The 17,664-nt window shown below is 48.3% G+C and carries 17 protein-coding genes and 1 pseudogene; 8 read left to right on the top strand and 10 right to left on the bottom strand.

Going from position 1 to position 17,664, the window contains the following annotated elements:
* The first annotated feature begins 162 nt into the window (after positions 1-162).
* Positions 163-1,047, top strand: a complete 885-nt coding sequence (locus AAA946_RS16135) for an acyltransferase (protein ID WP_338165710.1) — start codon at positions 163-165, stop codon at positions 1,045-1,047.
* A gap of 51 nt (positions 1,048-1,098) precedes the next feature.
* On the opposite strand, the gene AAA946_RS16130 is transcribed toward AAA946_RS16135, so the two are convergent.
* From AAA946_RS16130 to AAA946_RS16110, 5 genes are all read right to left on the bottom strand, one after another.
* On the bottom strand, positions 1,099-1,698 hold the full coding sequence (locus AAA946_RS16130) for a thiol:disulfide interchange protein DsbA/DsbL (RefSeq protein ID WP_338165709.1): 600 nt from the start codon (positions 1,696-1,698) through the stop codon (positions 1,099-1,101).
* Between the two features lie 52 nt (positions 1,699-1,750).
* A complete protein-coding gene (locus tag AAA946_RS16125; RefSeq protein WP_338165708.1) occupies positions 1,751-2,734 on the bottom strand; it encodes a serine/threonine protein kinase in 984 nt (327 codons plus the stop codon).
* A 59-nt stretch (positions 2,735-2,793) separates the two neighbouring features.
* The gene (gene ccoG / locus AAA946_RS16120; RefSeq protein WP_338165707.1) at positions 2,794-4,212 is read right to left on the bottom strand and encodes a cytochrome c oxidase accessory protein CcoG; all 1,419 of its coding nucleotides are present in this window, start codon (positions 4,210-4,212) and stop codon (positions 2,794-2,796) included.
* 247 nt (positions 4,213-4,459) lie between these two features.
* Positions 4,460-4,726: a YihD family protein gene (locus AAA946_RS16115; RefSeq protein ID WP_338165706.1), complete on the bottom strand. Its 267-nt coding sequence runs from the start codon at positions 4,724-4,726 to the stop codon at positions 4,460-4,462.
* Between the two features lie 116 nt (positions 4,727-4,842).
* The gene (locus tag AAA946_RS16110; protein WP_338165705.1) at positions 4,843-5,016 is read right to left on the bottom strand and encodes a hypothetical protein; all 174 of its coding nucleotides are present in this window, start codon (positions 5,014-5,016) and stop codon (positions 4,843-4,845) included.
* A gap of 306 nt (positions 5,017-5,322) precedes the next feature.
* Here AAA946_RS16110 and AAA946_RS16105 point away from each other — a divergent pair, with 306 nt between their 5' ends.
* Both AAA946_RS16105 and trhA read left to right on the top strand, forming a co-directional pair.
* Entirely contained in the window at positions 5,323-6,123 is an 801-nt protein-coding gene (locus AAA946_RS16105) for a sporulation protein (RefSeq protein ID WP_338165704.1), read from the top strand.
* Between the two features lie 70 nt (positions 6,124-6,193).
* On the top strand, positions 6,194-6,844 hold the full coding sequence (trhA, locus tag AAA946_RS16100) for a PAQR family membrane homeostasis protein TrhA (protein WP_445206085.1): 651 nt from the start codon (positions 6,194-6,196) through the stop codon (positions 6,842-6,844).
* 17 nt (positions 6,845-6,861) lie between these two features.
* On the opposite strand, the gene AAA946_RS16095 is transcribed toward trhA, so the two are convergent.
* The 5 genes and pseudogenes from AAA946_RS16095 to def form a co-directional block, all read right to left on the bottom strand.
* Entirely contained in the window at positions 6,862-8,307 is a 1,446-nt protein-coding gene (locus tag AAA946_RS16095; RefSeq protein WP_338165703.1) for a TrkH family potassium uptake protein, read from the bottom strand.
* Between the two features lie 9 nt (positions 8,308-8,316).
* Positions 8,317-9,708: pseudogene (gene trkA / locus AAA946_RS16090) on the bottom strand (Trk system potassium transporter TrkA); the annotation flags it as partial.
* A gap of 87 nt (positions 9,709-9,795) precedes the next feature.
* Positions 9,796-11,076 (bottom strand): 16S rRNA (cytosine(967)-C(5))-methyltransferase RsmB, encoded by a 1,281-nt coding sequence (gene rsmB, locus AAA946_RS16085; protein WP_338165702.1) that lies wholly within the window; start codon positions 11,074-11,076, stop codon positions 9,796-9,798.
* 90 nt (positions 11,077-11,166) lie between these two features.
* The gene (gene fmt / locus AAA946_RS16080; RefSeq protein WP_338165701.1) at positions 11,167-12,114 is read right to left on the bottom strand and encodes a methionyl-tRNA formyltransferase; all 948 of its coding nucleotides are present in this window, start codon (positions 12,112-12,114) and stop codon (positions 11,167-11,169) included.
* 35 nt (positions 12,115-12,149) lie between these two features.
* Positions 12,150-12,659 (bottom strand): peptide deformylase, encoded by a 510-nt coding sequence (gene def / locus AAA946_RS16075; RefSeq protein ID WP_338165700.1) that lies wholly within the window; start codon positions 12,657-12,659, stop codon positions 12,150-12,152.
* Positions 12,660-12,774: 115 nt separating this feature from the next.
* Between def and AAA946_RS16070 the strand changes: the two genes are divergently transcribed.
* The 5 genes from AAA946_RS16070 (at position 12,775) to AAA946_RS16050 (ending at position 17,610) form a co-directional block, all read left to right on the top strand.
* Positions 12,775-13,854 carry a LysM peptidoglycan-binding domain-containing protein gene (locus tag AAA946_RS16070; protein ID WP_338165699.1) on the top strand — a complete coding sequence of 360 codons (1,080 nt, stop codon included), beginning with the start codon at positions 12,775-12,777 and terminating at the stop codon, positions 13,852-13,854.
* 11 nt (positions 13,855-13,865) lie between these two features.
* Positions 13,866-14,966 (top strand): DNA-processing protein DprA, encoded by a 1,101-nt coding sequence (dprA, locus tag AAA946_RS16065; RefSeq protein ID WP_338165698.1) that lies wholly within the window; start codon positions 13,866-13,868, stop codon positions 14,964-14,966.
* 2 nt (positions 14,967-14,968) lie between these two features.
* The gene (locus AAA946_RS16060) at positions 14,969-15,445 is read left to right on the top strand and encodes a DUF494 family protein (RefSeq protein WP_042502388.1); all 477 of its coding nucleotides are present in this window, start codon (positions 14,969-14,971) and stop codon (positions 15,443-15,445) included.
* A 45-nt stretch (positions 15,446-15,490) separates the two neighbouring features.
* Positions 15,491-16,069, top strand: a complete 579-nt coding sequence (locus tag AAA946_RS16055; protein WP_338165697.1) for a DNA topoisomerase family protein — start codon at positions 15,491-15,493, stop codon at positions 16,067-16,069.
* 104 nt (positions 16,070-16,173) lie between these two features.
* Positions 16,174-17,610, top strand: coding sequence for an IS1182 family transposase (locus AAA946_RS16050; protein ID WP_338165696.1), 1,437 nt, complete (start codon positions 16,174-16,176; stop codon positions 17,608-17,610).
* Positions 17,611-17,664 lie beyond the last annotated feature (54 nt).

The raw sequence follows: 17,664 nt of genomic DNA, 5'->3' as shown, positions 1-17,664 counted from the left end.
GTTGTAATTATATGTTTATGTTATGTTATTGGTTCAGAATAAGATTGTTTTTTGCAAGTTACAACACAAATCAGACCAATAAATTAATCGTTGCGTAGGGTATTTCCCCTTGTACAATTAACCGCCATAAAACTGTTACAAATACTTCATAGAACATTAGATATGCTTGGATACCTAATTTTTGTAATGAGTTCGTCGCTCGTCATCCTCAATACCGCATTTTGCTCGATCCCTATCTTAGGCTTTGGGCTGATCAAACTGGCGCTGCCGTTTAAGCCCATTCAGGCCTTATGTACCAAACTTGCGAATAAGTTTATGTGGCTATGGGCAACGGTGAATCACGCAATACTTTGTTTGATAAACCCTAAGCTTGAATGGGAAATTGAAGGCATTGAAGCGCTGAGAAAAGATGGCTGGTATTTGATGATCAGCAATCACTTAAGCTGGACCGATATTGTGGTCTTGTGCAGCGTATTCAAAGATCGCATTCCTATGCCCAAATTCTTCCTCAAGCAGCAACTGCTGTACGTTCCTTTTGTGGGTATGGCGTGCTGGGCGCTCAATATGCCATTTATGAAGCGCTACTCTCGTGAATATTTAATTAAGCACCCAGAAAAACGTGGCCAAGACTTAGAAACTACGCGTCGCTCTTGTGCCAAATTTAAGGATACGCCGACAACGGTGGTGAATTACGTCGAAGGCACGCGCTTTACCACTGAGAAGCAAAAGCGCAGTAAGTCGGGTTTCCAGCACTTGCTGCAACCGAAATCAGGCGGTATCGCGTATACGTTGGCGGCGATGGGCGAGCAGTTTGATAGGATTATCGATGTCACTTTGGCTTACCCTGAGAATAGAGTCGAGCCATTTAAAGCGGCGTTGATGGGTAACATGACCAAGATTGTGGTAAAAGTGCAGACTCTGCCCATCGATGAGAATGTGTCAGGGGATTACTTCAACGATAAGCCCTATAAGCGTCGTTTCCAGCAATGGCTTGGGGATGTCTGGCAGCAAAAAGATGATATGTTGAAACAGATTCATCGCAAATAAAAAAACCGAGCCGTGATGATATCAGGCTCGGTTTTTCGTTTTAGAGTTGGATTACTTTTTCAGTAGGAAGTTAACCAGCTCAAAATACTCATCAAGAGAGGTAATGCCACCCGCTTCAACTAGGTACTTGTTGTTAACGATTACCGCAGGAACACCCGTTAGGCCGCTATCTTTAAATTGCTTATCGAAGCGACGAACCATGGAATCAACGGCAAAACCGTTAAACGCTGAATCGAATTTCTTAGCGTCTACCCCTTCATCTAGGAAGATTTGGCGTAGCTCTTCATCGTTTTTCGGCGGTTTGTTTAAGTTGTGAATACGGTTAAACAGTACTGGCGTCATTTTATCTTCGACTTTTAGCGCGATCATTGTCGCGTAAGCCTTACTCATCGAAAGACCCATTGGACCACCCATAAAAGAAACGTGGTTCTTCTGGAATTTGGCGTCAGCAGGGATCTTCTTTTTAAGCTGAGCGATGATTGGCTCAAAGCTGTTACAGTGCGGGCAATAGAATGAGAAGAACTCGGTCACCACAGGCTTTGATGACTTTTCTAACTCCAACACTTTATAGTGAGTCCCTTCTTGGAACTGCGCGGCACTGACGCTTAGGCTGACGAGTAGCGTCGCAAAAAGTGCGATGATTTTTTTCATTATTTTCTCCATGTGTAAAACTCAATCCTATTGACGGATTTCGACTAGTTTGTCACCACTGCGGCTGCAATGAAAGTGGCTTTTCGTTAAGAGCGGCAATTTGCTCTTTAAAACCAAGTACCTGACCTTCCCAGTATTTGGCGTCATTGAACCAAGGAAACGCTTGTGGAAATGCCGGATCGTGCCAGCGTTTGGCGAGCCATGCCATGTAGTGCACCATACGTAGACCGCGTAATGGTTCAATAAGTTTCAACTGACTACTAGGCAATTCACTGAATTCTTGATACCCCTCTAATAACACATCGAGTTGCATCAGTTTATCTTGACGATCTCCGTTGAGCAGCATCCACAGATCTTGCACTGCCGGGCCGTTGCGAGCATCGTCGAGGTCGACAAACATTGGCCCATCACGCCATAAAATATTGCCTGGATGGCAATCGCCATGTAGCCTGATGGTTTCTGTCGGCTGCCAATGAGCTTCAATTTGGCCGATCAGCATATCTAAGTCGCTAAAGAAGGCATTTTCCAGATGTGCAGGGATAAAGCTTGAGTTCTGCAGTAGCTTGCGTGGCTGGTAAAGGTACTCATCCAACCCGATTGTGGGGCGATGTTCGAAAGGCTTGCTGGCGCCGACTTTATGGATACGACCTAGGAAGCGTCCTACCCATTCAATTTGTTCAAGGTTATCCACCTCAAACTGTCTGCCGCCTTCGCTTGCGAACAAAGTAAATAGATAGCCTTGGTATTCATGAATGCTCTGTCCGTTGATGGTAAGCGGAGCAGAGACAGGGACCTCATGTTCCAAAAGCTCATGAGCAAAGTCGTGCTCTTCTTGGATTTGTGCTTGGCTCCAACGTTGCGGGCGATAGAACTTAACCACGTAGCGCTTACGCTCTTCATCGGTGAACTGATACACGCGGTTTTCATAGCTGTTGAGGGGAAGCAGGCCGGATTCGGCTCTGACACCGATACTTTCCAGGGCGTACCACATGAAATCCGGGGTTAGGGCGTCGAAGTTGAACGCAGTGTCTGTCATGGTGATGATAAAAGGGCTCGTTGCCGAGCCCTTTCCTATAATTAGTTGCTGCTTAAGCGCTAAAGCTTCTTGATAAATCGACTCTCCATTTGTACGGAGAAGTCATTACTGTCGCTCAGTATAAACTGAATTGTCGAGACAGGTGAACTGAGCTTATCGGGATCGGCACCTAGGCTTATCGGCAATATGTATACCTCGCCCGGCTCGACGTTGATGGTTTGTCTGCCATACCAAGTCGCTCCCTCCAGACCTGAAACACTCAATGTGTACTGCTGCTCTTGCTGGGTCTTATTAATGACTTTTAGGGTATAGGTATTTTCAACCAGACCGTCACTATTGACTCGGAACAGCTGGTTACGATCGCGCAGTACACTCAGTCCAGCAGGATCCACCGCTGAAACTTGAACGAAGAACAAGCCAATCATCACCAACAGAACGGCACCATAACCCAACAGTTTTGGTCGCATCACTTTGGTGTGTTTTCCAGACAAACGGTGCTCAGTGGTGTAGCTAATAAGTCCTTTATCATAGCCCATACGATCCATGGTCTTGTCACAAGCATCGATGCAGGCACCGCAGTTAATGCACTCGTATTGAAGCCCATCACGGATATCGATGCCAGTCGGACAGACCTGAACACACAGATCACAATCAATACAGTCACCCAATCCAAGCTGCTTCGGATCCGCTTTGCGAGAGCGAGGGCCACGCTTTTCACCGCGTTTGGCATCGTAACCGACGATGAAGGTGTCTTTGTCGAACATCGCTGATTGGAAGCGCGCATACGGGCACATGTGAATACACATAATCGAGCGCATCCACCCAGCGTTGGCGTAGGTACAAGCCGCGAAGAACACGACCCAAAATACCGGCCAAAAGCTAGCATTAAAGGTAAAGAAATCGCTAACAAGAGGGCCAATGGGCACAAAGTAACCGGTAAAGGTAAAACCGGTGGCCAGGGCAATCGCGATCCACGCGGCATGCTTGAGGCCTTTACGCGCGATAAGATTTCCAGTGAGTTTGCCGCTGTCTTGTTTACGACGCTTGTTGGCGCTGCCTTCGAGTTTTTCCTCGAACCAGATGTACATAAAGGTCCAGACGGTTTGCGGGCACAAGTAGCCACACCATACGCGACCTAGAAAGGTGGTGATAAAGAATAGGCCAAAGGCTGCAACCATGAATAGTAAGGCGAGCAGGGTGAGATCTTGCGGATAAAGGGTGGTACCAAAAAAGTTAAACTGCTGATTACCAATATCGAGCAGCACCGCTTGTCTCTCGCCATAAGGTATCCATGGCACTAGGGCAAACAATACCAGTAGGAACCAGCCGCCATAGCGTCTTAGTTTTTGAAAGGTCCCTTTGCTCTCTCGAACATAGATCCGGTTGCTTGGGTTGAATCTGTCGCCGTTGCCTTTGTGGGTTTTGGGGTTGAACGTTTTAGGCGTTACATCCTTTACGTCGATTTTGTCCTGACTCATTGTTGAGTGTCCTTCTTGGGCTGACGGTGCGTTTCGTACGCACTCTATCTTTTCCGACATTGCAGTAACTGTGTACGCGGCCATACCATTTTATTTGGCATTGCTATTCAGTACGCAGTATGAAAACCCAAGGATTATAACCCTGATAACAATTTCATTTCTTTAACGCTATCAACCTTTAACAACAAAATGAGCGAGCCGTCATAGAAAAAACGACCCTATAAAGGGTCGTTTTTATAACTAATCGTTACTTGATGATGCCACGAGCTTTAAGAATAGCGGTCTTGAAATCATCCTCTTGGTCTTTGGCAAGGCCCGGGATCATCTCGTCTTTTTGGCTGTTGCGCATCTTGAGATGGTAGATAAGCACGTCATCGGTGAGATCTTCGAGTTTGCCTTCGTAGCCTGCCTCTTGAGCAAGTTTAACCAGGAACTCAAGCAGATTGAGATCAGAATCTTTTTGCCATTCAGGGTGAATGAGCTCTATCAGTTCGTTGACGCGGTGACACTTCATAACTTTCTCCACAAAATTTATAGGTATTTTTGATTAAAAGTATCAAAGTTCATTGAGAATACCAATATATGGCGAAATGGAAGACAAAAAAAAGCGCAGACAGACTGCGCTTTTTATTAAGCTGCCTTAACAACGCTTGCTGGCGTTGATGTCATTCGGACACCTTGCTCAACTAGGGTCATTGAAGGAGCGACTTTTTTCGCGACAGGTGCAGCGACAAAACCACTGCGACGACGCATTAACGCACTACGGTTAGCCGAGTACGAGAACCTGACGGGTGTTGGGCGCATATTGTTGTAACCTAACAAGTCAGGCAATTCCGTTGCCAACTACATGGCCTGATCACCTATGAGAAACACGGAATAGACTCCCAATGTCGCTCTTTTTTGACTGATGCCACTCCAAATAAGTAATCAGGAATAACGGTGTGCATGCACACCACGCATAGAATAGCAGTAAGCTTTCTGATATTCGATAGGTCCCATAAAAAAAGTGGTTATTTTTTCTTCACCGACTCTGTGCGTGTATCGTTTGTTTTCTCTGGCGATTTACGATACAACACTAGCAAGTGTCTTTGGTTATTAAAGGAAGTAAGAATGTCTTTTTTCAAAAAAACCTTAGCAAGTTTTGGGATAGGGGCAGCCAAAGTTGACTCTGTTCTGCATCAAGAGTTTCTGCATCCGGGCGAGACAGCAAAAGTAACTATTCATGTTTATGGTGGTAAAACCGCGCAAACGGTCGACAACATCAAGCTTAAGCTATGTTGCCGTTACATCGACGAGGTAGCGCAAAACCAAAACGACAATAGTAATCATCCTGGAGCGCCAAAAAAGAAAGTCTCCAAAACCTATGAGCTGCAGTCTTGGACCTTGCCGTATGCGTTTACCATAGAGCCTGGAGAAACCCGTGACTTCGACGTTGAACTGAATGTGCCATGGAATACTCCGGTGACAATTGGCGATTCACGTGTGTGGCTGGAGACTGGCCTCGATATTGCCATGGCAGCGGATCCGAAAGACAAAGATATGCTGACCGTTCGCCCTGATCCTCTCATTGATGGCATCTTTGTCGCACTTGAAGACCAAGGATTGCGCATACGCCAAGTGGAATGCGAAGCAGCGAAAGGCTTTGCCATGCCGTTTGTTCAAGAATTTGAGTTTGTGCCAACCACAGGCCCATACCACGGCCGCTGGCGAGAGTTAGAGATCATCGCGTATCGCAGTGAAGATGAACTTAAGTTGTGGTTTGAGATCGACCGCAATAAAGAAGGGGTCAAAGGTATGCTGTCTAGTTTGATTGGCCTTGGCCAGCTCAAACGCGAGCTCACTTTACCAAGTTCTCTTTCTGGTGAGGAAGCGGGCAAACAGGTTCTAGACTACCTAGAGCAAACTACCTAACTTTGAGCTAACACATGTTCGCTGAATGTGGCATGCTCTGATTTTGTGACCAAAATGAGAGTATGCGGGCATGTCGACGATCACTTCCCACTACAGCGCACGTGAAGAGTGGGCCAACAGTGTTACTCATGGAATTGGTATCTTGCTGTCGATCCTAGGGTTGGTATTGCTGTTGCAGCGCTCACTGGCCGCAGGTGCCGATGTGATGACCATGACCAGCATGAGTCTGTATGGCGGCAGCATGATCACCTTGTTCCTCGCCTCAACCCTGTATCATTCCATTCCGCACCCGAGCAGTAAACGTTGGCTAAAGACCTTTGATCACTGTGCTATTTTCTTACTTATAGCGGGTAGCTATACCCCATTTATGTTGGTGAGTTTACGCACGCCACTTGCAGTTGGATTAATGATGGTGATTTGGGCGCTTGCGGTGATTGGCATTATCATGAAGCTGTTTTTTGTCTATCGCTTTAAACGTGCGTCACTGATTACCTATCTGGTGATGGGGTGGTTATCGCTCATTGTGATTTATCAGCTCGCCAAACATCTTGAACCTTCAGGGCTTATCTTGCTTGCTGCTGGTGGGGCAATTTACACGCTGGGTGTGGTGTTCTACGCCAACAAACGCATTCCTTATAATCACGCCATTTGGCATCTGTTTGTGTTAGGGGGAGCGGCGTGTCACTTCTTTGCTGTGTATTGGTATGTGACGCCAGTGTAGTCTAGATAACGCCGCGACTAGCGGCGCCAGAATGCAGGGAAGAACAGTACGATCAGTGTGAGGATTTCCAAGCGCCCCATTAGCATACCTAAACTCAGTAACCATTTTGCCGCATCGGGCAGCGGAGCAAAGTTTCCTGTTGGGCCAATGACTGAGCCCATACCCGGTCCCACATTCGCAACGGCGGTAATCGCGCCAGAAATACTGGTGGTAGGGTCTAAACCCATCGCGCTGAGTGCTGCAGCAAGAACGATAATCGTCACAAAGAACATCAAGCCAAATGCCACGACGGAGCGCACGATATCATCGTTTACTGGGCGCTGGTTGTAACGCTGCACGAACACGCCAGATGGGTGAATAAGCTTCATCATTTGTTTGTGCAGCAGCGTCACCGCAATCTGAAAGCGAAATATCTTAATGCCGCCAGAGGTTGAACCTGAACACGCCCCTACCATCATCATGAAGGCAAACACGACTGAAGGCAGTGGTCCCCAGGCGGTGAAGTCTTCCAAACCAAACCCAGTGGTGGTCACCACCGAGACGATGTTGAACATAGAGACGCGGAAGGCATCATCTAAGGCATAGCCGTCCTCGATAAACAGCCAAAGAGCCACAACCGTACTGGCTATCAAGAAAAGATAACCAAAGCCGCGTACTTGAGCGTCATTAAACAACACTCTCGGGTCGCGTTTCGACAGTGCGGCCACAAACAGCAAGAAGGGTAAGCCGCCCAAGAACATAAACACAGTGCCAACCCAGTGTGACCCTTCAGAGAAGTGGTTCATTGAGCCGTCAGAGGTGGAGTAGCCACCAGTGGATAACGTGGTAAATGAGTGGTTAATGGCATCGAATAGGTTCATGCCTGTTGCAAGATAGCCGAGTAAGCACAAGCCTGTCAGTACTAAGTACACCACCACAATGTTTTTGGCGACGGTTTTCGCGCGTGGACTACTTTTATCAGACCAGTCGGAAGATTCGGTCTGGAACAGTCGCATCCCCCCGACGTTGAGCATCGGTAAGACGGCTACCGCCATTACAATAAAGCCGATACCGCCCAGCCACTGTAATATTGAGCGCCATAGCAAGATACTCGGCGCCATGTTGTCGAGGCCACTGAGTACAGTCGAGCCTGTGGTGGTGATACCTGACATGGTTTCAAAGTAGGCGTCGGTAAAACTGATGTGGTTGATGAACACGAAGGGCAGCGCTGCAAAAGCGCTAGCAATGGTCCATACAAGACTGGTGATCAAGAACATATCTCGAACACCAAGCTTAAAATGTTTGGTTCGACCTATGGTGAGACAAAGGAATGCCGCGATGTGCGTAATGACGACCGCAAGACCAAAGTCGAGAAAGCCATCGGTACCAGTAAAGAAAGCGACGAGAGTGGGCACGTACATGAATAGGGCCAGCTTAGACAGCACTAACCCTATAACGAACGAGACCGGGCGGGCGTTAACCATAAAATTGCCTTACAAGAAGAACGCGCTCGGCTGGAACAGTGCCTCAACATCCGGCACGTATTTCTTATCAACCAAGAACATCACTACGTGGTCATCCTGCTCGATAATGGTACGGTCGTGGGCAATGAGTACTTCTTCACCACGCACAATTGCGCCGATGGTGGTGCCCGGTGGCAGTTTGATATCACCGATGGCCTTGCCAACCACTTTAGAGGTGGTTTCATCACCATGGGCGACCGCTTCGATGGCTTCTGCGGCACCGCGGCGTAGTGAGGATACGTTGACGATATCCGCACGGCGAACGTGAGTAAGCAGAGCAGAAATCGTCGCCTGTTGAGGTGAAATCGCCACATCAATGGTGCCACCTTGGACGAGATCAACATAAGCGCCGCGCTGGATAAGTACCATCACCTTTTTGGCACCCATTTTCTTCGCCAGCATCGCCGACATGATGTTGGTTTCATCTTCGTTGGTGAGTGCAATAAACACATCGACTTGATCGATGTTTTCTTCTGCAAGCAGCTCTTGGTCTGCGGCATCACCACAGAAAACGATGGTGTTTTCTAGCTCTTCAGACAGCTTCTCTGCACGCTGATAGCTGCGCTCAATCAGTTTAACGCTGTAGGTTTGCTCTAGGCGTTTAGCAAGACTGGCACCGATGTTACCACCACCCACAATCATGATGCGGCGGTACGGCTTCTCTAGGCGCTGTAGCTCACTCATTACCGAGCGAATATGGTTGCTTGCCGCGACGAAGAACACTTCATCATCGGCTTCAATAATGGTGGTGCCTTGTGGGCGAATTGGACGGCCTTGACGGAAAATCGCCGCGACACGGGTGTCGATGTGCGGCATATGCTCACGTAGAGTGGACAGTGCATTCCCCACTAGCGGACCGCCGTAGTAGGCTTTTACCGCGACAAGACTGACGCGTTCATCGGCAAAGCTGACAACTTGCAGCGCGCCTGGGTATTGGATCAGTCTTTCGATGTAGCTGGTGACGAGCTCTTCTGGGGCAATCAGGTGGTCAACCGGAATCGCACCAGAGTTAAACAAACTCTCTTTCTCGATCAGGTATTCACGAGAGCGAATACGCGCCACACGGTTTGGGGTGTTGAACAGCGAAAATGCGACCTGACAGGCTGCCATGTTGGTTTCGTCCATATTGGTTACGGCGACCAACATGTCGGCATCTTGTGCGCCGGCTTCTCTTAGCACGTCAGGGTGACAAGCGTAGCCATTGACGACACGCAAATCATACTTATCTTGCAGCTCTCTTAAACGGTCGCTGTCGCGGTCGACGATAGTAATATCGTTGTTTTCCCCTACGAGGTTCTCCGCTAGGGTGCCACCAACTTGACCAGCTCCAAGAATGATGATTTTCATAACATTTCGCTCTTCTGTTTTTTTATAAACTCATTACGTCAATAGCATAGCCATCAATAAGTTAGCATGCTATTGATTTTTAAGTTCCCTTTTAATGGTCGATTACTGCGTCTTCTGTAGCACTGCGTAATAGAAGCCATCCATATCGTGTTCACCCGGAAGAATCTGACGACCTGGGTTCTCTTTATCTGAGCCGATAAGCTCAGCATTCGCGGTGCGCGCCAAGAATGCAATGACTTGGTCTTTGTTTTCCTGCGGCGTGATAGAGCACGTCGCATAAACCAAAGTCCCCCCCACTTTCAGTTGCTGCCACATGGCATCAAAGATCTCGCGTTGTAACTCGGCTAGCGCGTCAATGTCCTCCGCGCGGCGCAACCACTTGATGTCAGGGTGGCGGCGAATAACGCCGGTTGCCGAACATGGTGCATCCAATATGATGCGGTCGAATTGCTCGCCTTGCCACCATTCCTGCGGCGTTCTTGCATCACCACACACCACTTTCGCCTGTAGATTAAGGCGCTTTAGGTTGTCGTGAACGCGCTTGAGACGCGTCTCATCACAGTCAATCGCGACGACTTGGCTGTCTTTGGTTCGCTCTAGAATATGCGCTGTTTTACCACCCGGTGCGGCGCAACAATCTAAGATCAGTTCGCCATCTTGCGGCTCAAGATAGTTAATCGATAGTTGTGCTGCGGCGTCTTGTACCGATACCCAACCTTTTTCAAAGCCTGGCAGTTTGGTCACATCGCACGGCGCGGCCAATTTTAGGGCATCTTGCGCCTCTGGGTGTGGAGTGGAATCTATGCCTTCATTTTTGAGAAGCGCTTGATAGTCATCACGCGGCAAGTGCTGGTGGTTCACACGCAGCCACATCGGTGCTTTCATGTTGTTGGCTTCAACAATGCTCTCCCACTGTTCTGGGTAGCTTTGCTGCAACAGTTTTAGTAGCCAGCTTGGGTGACCATACTTGCCTGCATTATGGCTGACCGATTTTTGATCGAGCTGCTCTTGATTACGCTGATAATTGCGCAATACCGCATTGATCAAACCACGCAGCTTTGGGCCTTTCAGTGCTTTAGTGGCTTCAACGGTCTCGCCGACTGCTGCGTGGGCAGGAATACGCATATGACCGATTTGGTAGAGACCCACTAAAATCAAATGATGAAATACGCGCTGTTTGCCTTTGAGTGGCTTATCCATTAATTCGGAAGCGATAGACTCGAGACGAGGCAAAATTCGAAGCGCACCAAAACAGATTTCTTGAAGCAGTGCTTGGTCGCGAGGTTTCACCTGCTGCTGACCTAATGGAAGTGCACTCGAGAGCGATTGGCCTTTATCAACCACTTGGAAAAGGATATTAGCCGCGACAGCGCGAACGTTCATGTTAGTTACCTAAAATTGTGTTGCTATGAAAACAAACTAGGGCCCGTACTGGTCAGCACTGGCCCTAAATATCGTATGCGGTGGGTATCGCTAACCTAGGATACTGCCGACTTCAAACCAGCTGGCTTTGGAATTGAGAACATCGCTCACTGGCATCGCTTTCTTACCTGGGATCTGGATTTGCTCCAGAACCAAAGTATCTTGACCAGTTGCAACGTAAATTCCTGTTTTATCAGCCTTAAGGATAGTCCCCGCTGCCGCGTCTGTCGCACTTGCTTCAACGCGAGATTGCCAAACCTTGATGTTGTTCTCTTCAACAGAGAAGAAACTCATTGGCCATGGGTTAAAGGCTCGTACGCAGCGCTCGATAAACGCGGCGTCTTGAGACCAATCGATCTTAGCTTCGTCTTTACTCAGCTTGCTGGCGTAATTGGCTTGCTCATCGTCCTGTTTGACAGGGTTGGCCTTGCCCGCTGCGATATCACCAAGACAATCAACGAGAGCCTCTGGACCAAGTTCAGCAAGCTTGTCATACATGGTGGTGCTGGTATCGGTAGCTTCAATTGGCAATGTGGCGATTTTTAGCATGTCACCAGTATCAAGGCCGATATCCATCTGCATAATAGTCACGCCGGTCTCAGCATCGCCTGCCCAGATAGAGCGCTGAATTGGTGCTGCGCCGCGCCAGCGAGGCAAGATAGAGCCGTGCACGTTAATACAACCGAGTTTTGGCGTATCGAGTACTGCTTGAGGTAATAGTAGACCGTACGCGACAACCACCATGATATCGGCGTTGAGATCTTTCAGCTCTTGTTTGGCTTCGTCTGACTTGAAGTTGACTGGCTGATAAACGGGAATATCGTGCTCAAGCGCGATGTTTTTAACTGGGCTTGCGGTAAGCTTTTTACCACGGCCTGCAGGGCGATCCGGTTGGGTATAAACCGCGATAACCTCATGCTCCGAAGACAATAACGCCGCCAAGTGACGGGCGGCGAAGTCTGGAGTACCGGCAAACACAATACGTAATGATTGGCTCACACTGACCTCTCTTAACTTAAATTCTTATTCGATGACTACTGCTTAGCGTTAAAGCGCTTAATTTTCTCAAGCTTGTCTTTAATGCGCTTGCGCTTTAGAGGGGAAAGGTAATCAACAAACAGTTTACCCTCTAGGTGGTCAAGCTCATGTTGAACACAGATAGCCAATAGATCATCCGCATCGAAAGTGAACTCTTCACCGTCGCGGTTTAGTGCTTTCACAGTGACTTCTGCAGCACGAGGCACCAGTGCGCGAGCGCCTGGTACTGATAGACAGCCTTCTTCGATACCGTCTTCGCCACGTTTTTCAGTGATTTCTGGGTTGATCAGTACCATTGGCTCGTCGCGAGTATCTGAAATATCAATCACAACAATTCGCTGATGAACGTCAACTTGGGTTGCTGCCAGACCGATACCTTCTTCGTCATACATGGTTTCAATCATGTCGTCGACGATTGTTTGGATTTCCGGCGTTACCGCTTCAACGGGCTTTGCTACCGTTCTTAGGCGATCATCCGGGAAAGTTAATACTTGTAATACAGACATATACACTCAAAATGTTGAACTGTGCCGAATAGGCTTGGACTTCGTTGGTTCAATTCTAGACATTTTCTAACCTAAATGACAGCATCCCTTGAAACAAAGCGAAGGATTGCGGTGTATGAAGCAGGGAAATGTGCTGGTATTGAGGGTTTACATTGTTGTTCTCACACTCGCCCTGAGCTTTTTCTCTTTTGCTGATAACCCGCTTACGATTAAAGAGACGGTCCCTGCTGTTTATCAGGTAAAGCAGGGCGATACGCTGTGGGGAATTTCGAGTCTCTATTTACACTCGCCATGGCGCTGGCCTGAGCTTTGGAGTCAGAACCGGCACATTGGTGACCCCGACCTTATTTATCCCGGTGACAAACTGATGCTGACATGGGTTGATGGTCAGCCAAGGTTGGTGCGTAAGGCGACCAAGAAGCTGTCGCCGACGATTCAAGTCACCACGAAAACGCCCATCGCCGCCATTAACGCCCTGACCCAAGCTCGTTACACTCAAAGGGAAGGGTTAGTGCTAGAGAGCGATTTGGCGAGCCTTCCTAAAGTGATTGGCTCAAGTGATGGTCTTAACTACGTGACCGCTGAAGATGATGTCTACATTGACTATCAAGGTGGCGAAACCGAGTGGGCTATCTATCGTGCTAGCCAGCGCTTTGCTGCACCGCAGTCAGAATACAGTATGCAGCAAGTAAGAATGGTGGCGATTGCGCGCAGCCAGTCTCAAGTGAGTGACGTTACCACCCTTAAGATTGAAAGGTTCATTCATGAAATTAAGCAAGGCGACGTTGCAATCCCTCTCTCGGCGATACAAACCCCAGAACAGATTAACCACTTTCAGCCTCATGCCGGCCCGGCTATTGACGATCTAAGTATTGCGGGAATGATGGATGCGGTGAACTATGCAGTGAGAGGACAGGCGGTGGTGCTCAATCGTGGTTACGTGTCTCAGGTCGAGCAAGGCAGTAGCTACTCGTTAGTGAGACCAACGCATGGCGTTCAATTTTCTAAGGGAGAACGAGGCCTGGTGGAGTTGAGTGAAGAAGAGACGTCGCTGAGGATGCCGACGGTTGAAGTCGGGCAACTGGTGGTGATCCGCAGCTATCCTTTTTTTAGTATTGCTGTGATCATCGAGGCGAGCGAGCCGATTACTCAGCACATGCTTGTCATTTCGCCTTCCCTGCGCCCCAACAGCTGATGGATGACTTCATGGATGAGAGTAAAGCATCGGCATGGCTGCGCCTTTCTTTGTGCCCCGGCATTGGCCCAGTTACCTTCTATAAGCTGCTCGCTGTGGATGATCCGCGCAATATTGTCGAGTCGGATGAGCAGACATTATCGGCCATTGGACTGAAGCCTAATCAGGTTAGTTTTATTCGCAAGCAATCTATTGAGATCGCAGAGCGAGCCTTGGCTTGGCGAGAGAATGCGAATAATCATATCCTTCTTCAACAAGACCATGAGTATCCAACGTTACTGCGAGAGTCCAAAGGTTGTCCGCCAGTACTTTTTGTACAAGGTGACGCGGCGCTATTGTCAGAGCCGCAAATTGCCATGGTTGGCAGCCGAAACGCCAGTGCTGGTGGTTTAGAAACAGCGCGTAGCTTTGCTGCGGAGTTCGTTAACTTTGGCTACTGCGTAACAAGTGGATTGGCGCTGGGTATCGACGGTCATGCCCACCAAGGAGCGCTAGAGGCAAATGGCAAGACTATCGCCGTGTTGGGATCTGGGCTGGATTCCATTTATCCTGCTCGGCACAAGTCGCTTGCGCAGCGCATCGCTCAGCAAGGTGCACTGGTCAGTGAACATCTACCTTGGATAAAACCGAGAGCGGAGCACTTTCCAAGACGAAACCGAATTGTCAGTGGTCTGTCGCTGGGCGTTGTGGTGGTGGAAGCCGCGGAGAAGAGTGGCTCGTTAATTACAGCAAGGTATGCGGCAGAGCAGGGGCGTGAGGTGTTTGCTGTGCCTGGGTCTATTCGCCATGCCTATCATCAGGGGTGTCATTCATTAATACGAACTGGTGCTTGCCTCGTACAAAGTGTTGAAGATGTATTGTGTGAAATAGAATCTCTGTCAAACTGGTCTAAAAAAGTACAACCGACATTGTTTGACCAAGTTATTGATAAAGAAGAATTGCCATATGCAGATCTGTTGGCTAACGTAGGAATAGAGGCAACGCCGGTTGATATTTTGTCTCAAAAGACCCATATTCCTGTTCAAGAGGTCATGCAACAGCTTTTAGAGCTCGAATTACTGGGTCATGTTGTTGCGGTTAACGGTGGTTATATTCTTAAGGGGAGAGGCTAGCTATGATGATGGACATACTGATGTACCTGTTCGAAACCTACGTGCATAGCGATGCAGATCTGCAGGTAGACCAAGACGAACTTGAGGATGAGCTACTAAGAGCTGGTTTTAAGCAAAAAGATATCTACAAGGCGCTAGAGTGGCTTGAGGATCTTGCTGAGCTGCAAAACACCGATGAGCATTCTGCGATTGCGATGAGTGCCGCGACCTCTACGCGAATCTATACCCAGCAAGAAATGACGCGTATGGATGTTAAAAGCCGTGGCCTACTGATGTTCTTGGAGCAGATTGGCGTCTTGACCACCGAAACTCGCGAGATGGTCATTGACCGAGTTATGGGGCTGGAAACTAACGACTTTGAACTCGATGACCTGAAATGGATCATTTTAATGGTCTTGTTCAATGTTCCTGGCAACGAAAACGCGTACACTCTCATGGAAGAGCTTATCTACACCGCTGAAAGAGGTGTGGTGCATTAATCCTCCCAGCCCAACTTAATGGGCTGCTTGCGTTAAGAGAACACCATGAGTGGTAAAATCGACAATCAACTTTTCTCGGCTCATGAACACGCCTTAGATCATGAGCCTTGTCCCCAATGCCAGTCCGGTAAGCTGCTTCTCAAAAATGGTAAACATGGTCCTTTTCTAGGGTGTGACCAATATCCGAGCTGTGACTATATTAAACCATTGCATCAAAACGATGGTCATGTCGTCAAAGAGTTAGGCGTACCCTGTCCGGATTGCGGTTCTGAGTTGCTGTTGCGCCAAGGACGCTTTGGTATGTTCATTGGGTGCAGCAACTACCCTGAATGTCACTTCATTCAATCACCCAATAAGCAAGAAGAGCCTGAGCAGACCGAACAAGCATCGGTTTCTTGTCCTGAGTGTGCTAAAGGGACACTCAAAGAGAGAAAGTCTCGGTTCGGCAAAACCTTCTATGCATGCGACCAGTATCCAAAGTGTAAGTTTGCGGTCAATCACCCGCCTGTAGAGGGTCACTGTCAATTCTGCGGATTTGAGTTGCTGGTGGAAAAAAAGCGAGCGTCTGGAACCGTGCAAGAGTGTGCATCACGGCGATGTCATAAAGTGCAAGATACTGAATAAACAAAAATGGCTCCCAAGGGAGCCATTTCAGACTGCTGACAAAGGTCTAGCTTTCGAGCTAGACCTTTGATCTAATAGGAGTATCGAAATATGGATACTCCGATATGCTTCAAGAACCTTCTCCTCAGCAATACGAACTCGAAATGGTCACGATGGAACAGCTTGTTCCACAAAATCATCTCGTTCGTAAAATTGATAATGCCATCGACTTCGAATTCATCCGAGACGAAGTGGCACATCTATATTGCAAAGATAACGGCCGCCCGCCCGTAGACCCTGTTCGCTTATTCAAAATCATTTTGCTTGGCTACCTATTCGGCATCAAAAGTGAGCGCCAACTGGTCAAAGAAATTGAAGTGAACGTCGCTTATCGTTGGTTCTTACGAATGTCACTGACCGAAAAAGTTATCCATGCTTCGACGTTAAGCCAGAACCGAATTCGACGCTTCAATGGTACTGACGTCTTTGAGCGCATCTTCAACAACATAGTGCTTCAAGCGATGGAGAAAGACTTAGTCGCAGGACAGGAGCTCTTCACTGACAGTACACACCTTAAAGCCAATGCTAACAAGAACAAGCACATGAATCGTCTGCGTCCAGTTAGTGCAGGCGCTTATCTTGATATGCTGAATGAAGATGTGGCTGCAGACCGAGAATCTGAAGGTAAAAATCCATTCAAAGAGACGCCACCAAAGACAGACGTCAAAAACACTAAAGTCAGCACCACCGACCCTGAAAGTGGCTTTATGACACGAGACAATAAGCCTCAAGGCTTCTTCTATCTTGACCACCGAACCGTGGATGGTAAGCACGGTATCATCGTAGACACATACGCAACACCGGGGAATGTGAATGACTCACAGCCCTATATCCGTCGTCTCGATCACACACTAGAGCAGTTCAACCTCAATCCTATCGCAGTTGGTATCGATGCAGGTTACTTCACTGCGCCTGTTGCTGAATCACTCGAGCGCCGCAGTATATTAGGTGTGTTCGGGTATCGCCGCCCATCAAGAACTAAGAACAAATTTAAGAAGAAAGACTTCAAATACCAAAAAGAGACCGATACCTATCGCTGTCCAGAAGGGCAAGAACTTATCTATAAAACCACAACACGCGCAGGCTATCGCTCATACGCTTCAGACCCGAAACAATGTGCGTTTTGCCCCGTTCGGGACGACTGTACTAAGAGTGAAAATATGCAGAAGGTCATAACGCGTCACCTTTATAGTGAGACGGTGGAGCGAGCCAATCAAATGCGACTCTCTAGCTACGGAAAGAAGACGTATCGGAGGCGAAGTGAAACAGTAGAACGAAGCTTCGCCGATGCAAAACAACACCATGGCCACCGTTACGCGCGCTACCGCGGTCTCGCAAAAGTGCAAATGCAATGTTGGTTAGCCGCTGCCGCTCAAAACATCAAGAAGATAGCGTTGGTGGTGAGCTATCTGCGAAAAATGGGCCTAAATAAGGCAGAAATAAGTCAAATACTAGTCTCTGTATGCCGATTTAAGCCTTACTCACTTCAGAACGCTATCTAACAAAAAATATCGCGATCGCGGCCTACGGCCGCTCCGAAAAAAGAACCCCGCTTG

This window comes from Vibrio sp. 10N (assembly GCF_036245475.1).
GTDB lineage: Bacteria > Pseudomonadota > Gammaproteobacteria > Enterobacterales > Vibrionaceae > Vibrio.
The sequence above is the reverse complement of the archived record's forward strand: the minus strand, read 5'-3'. Positions and strand labels throughout refer to the sequence as shown.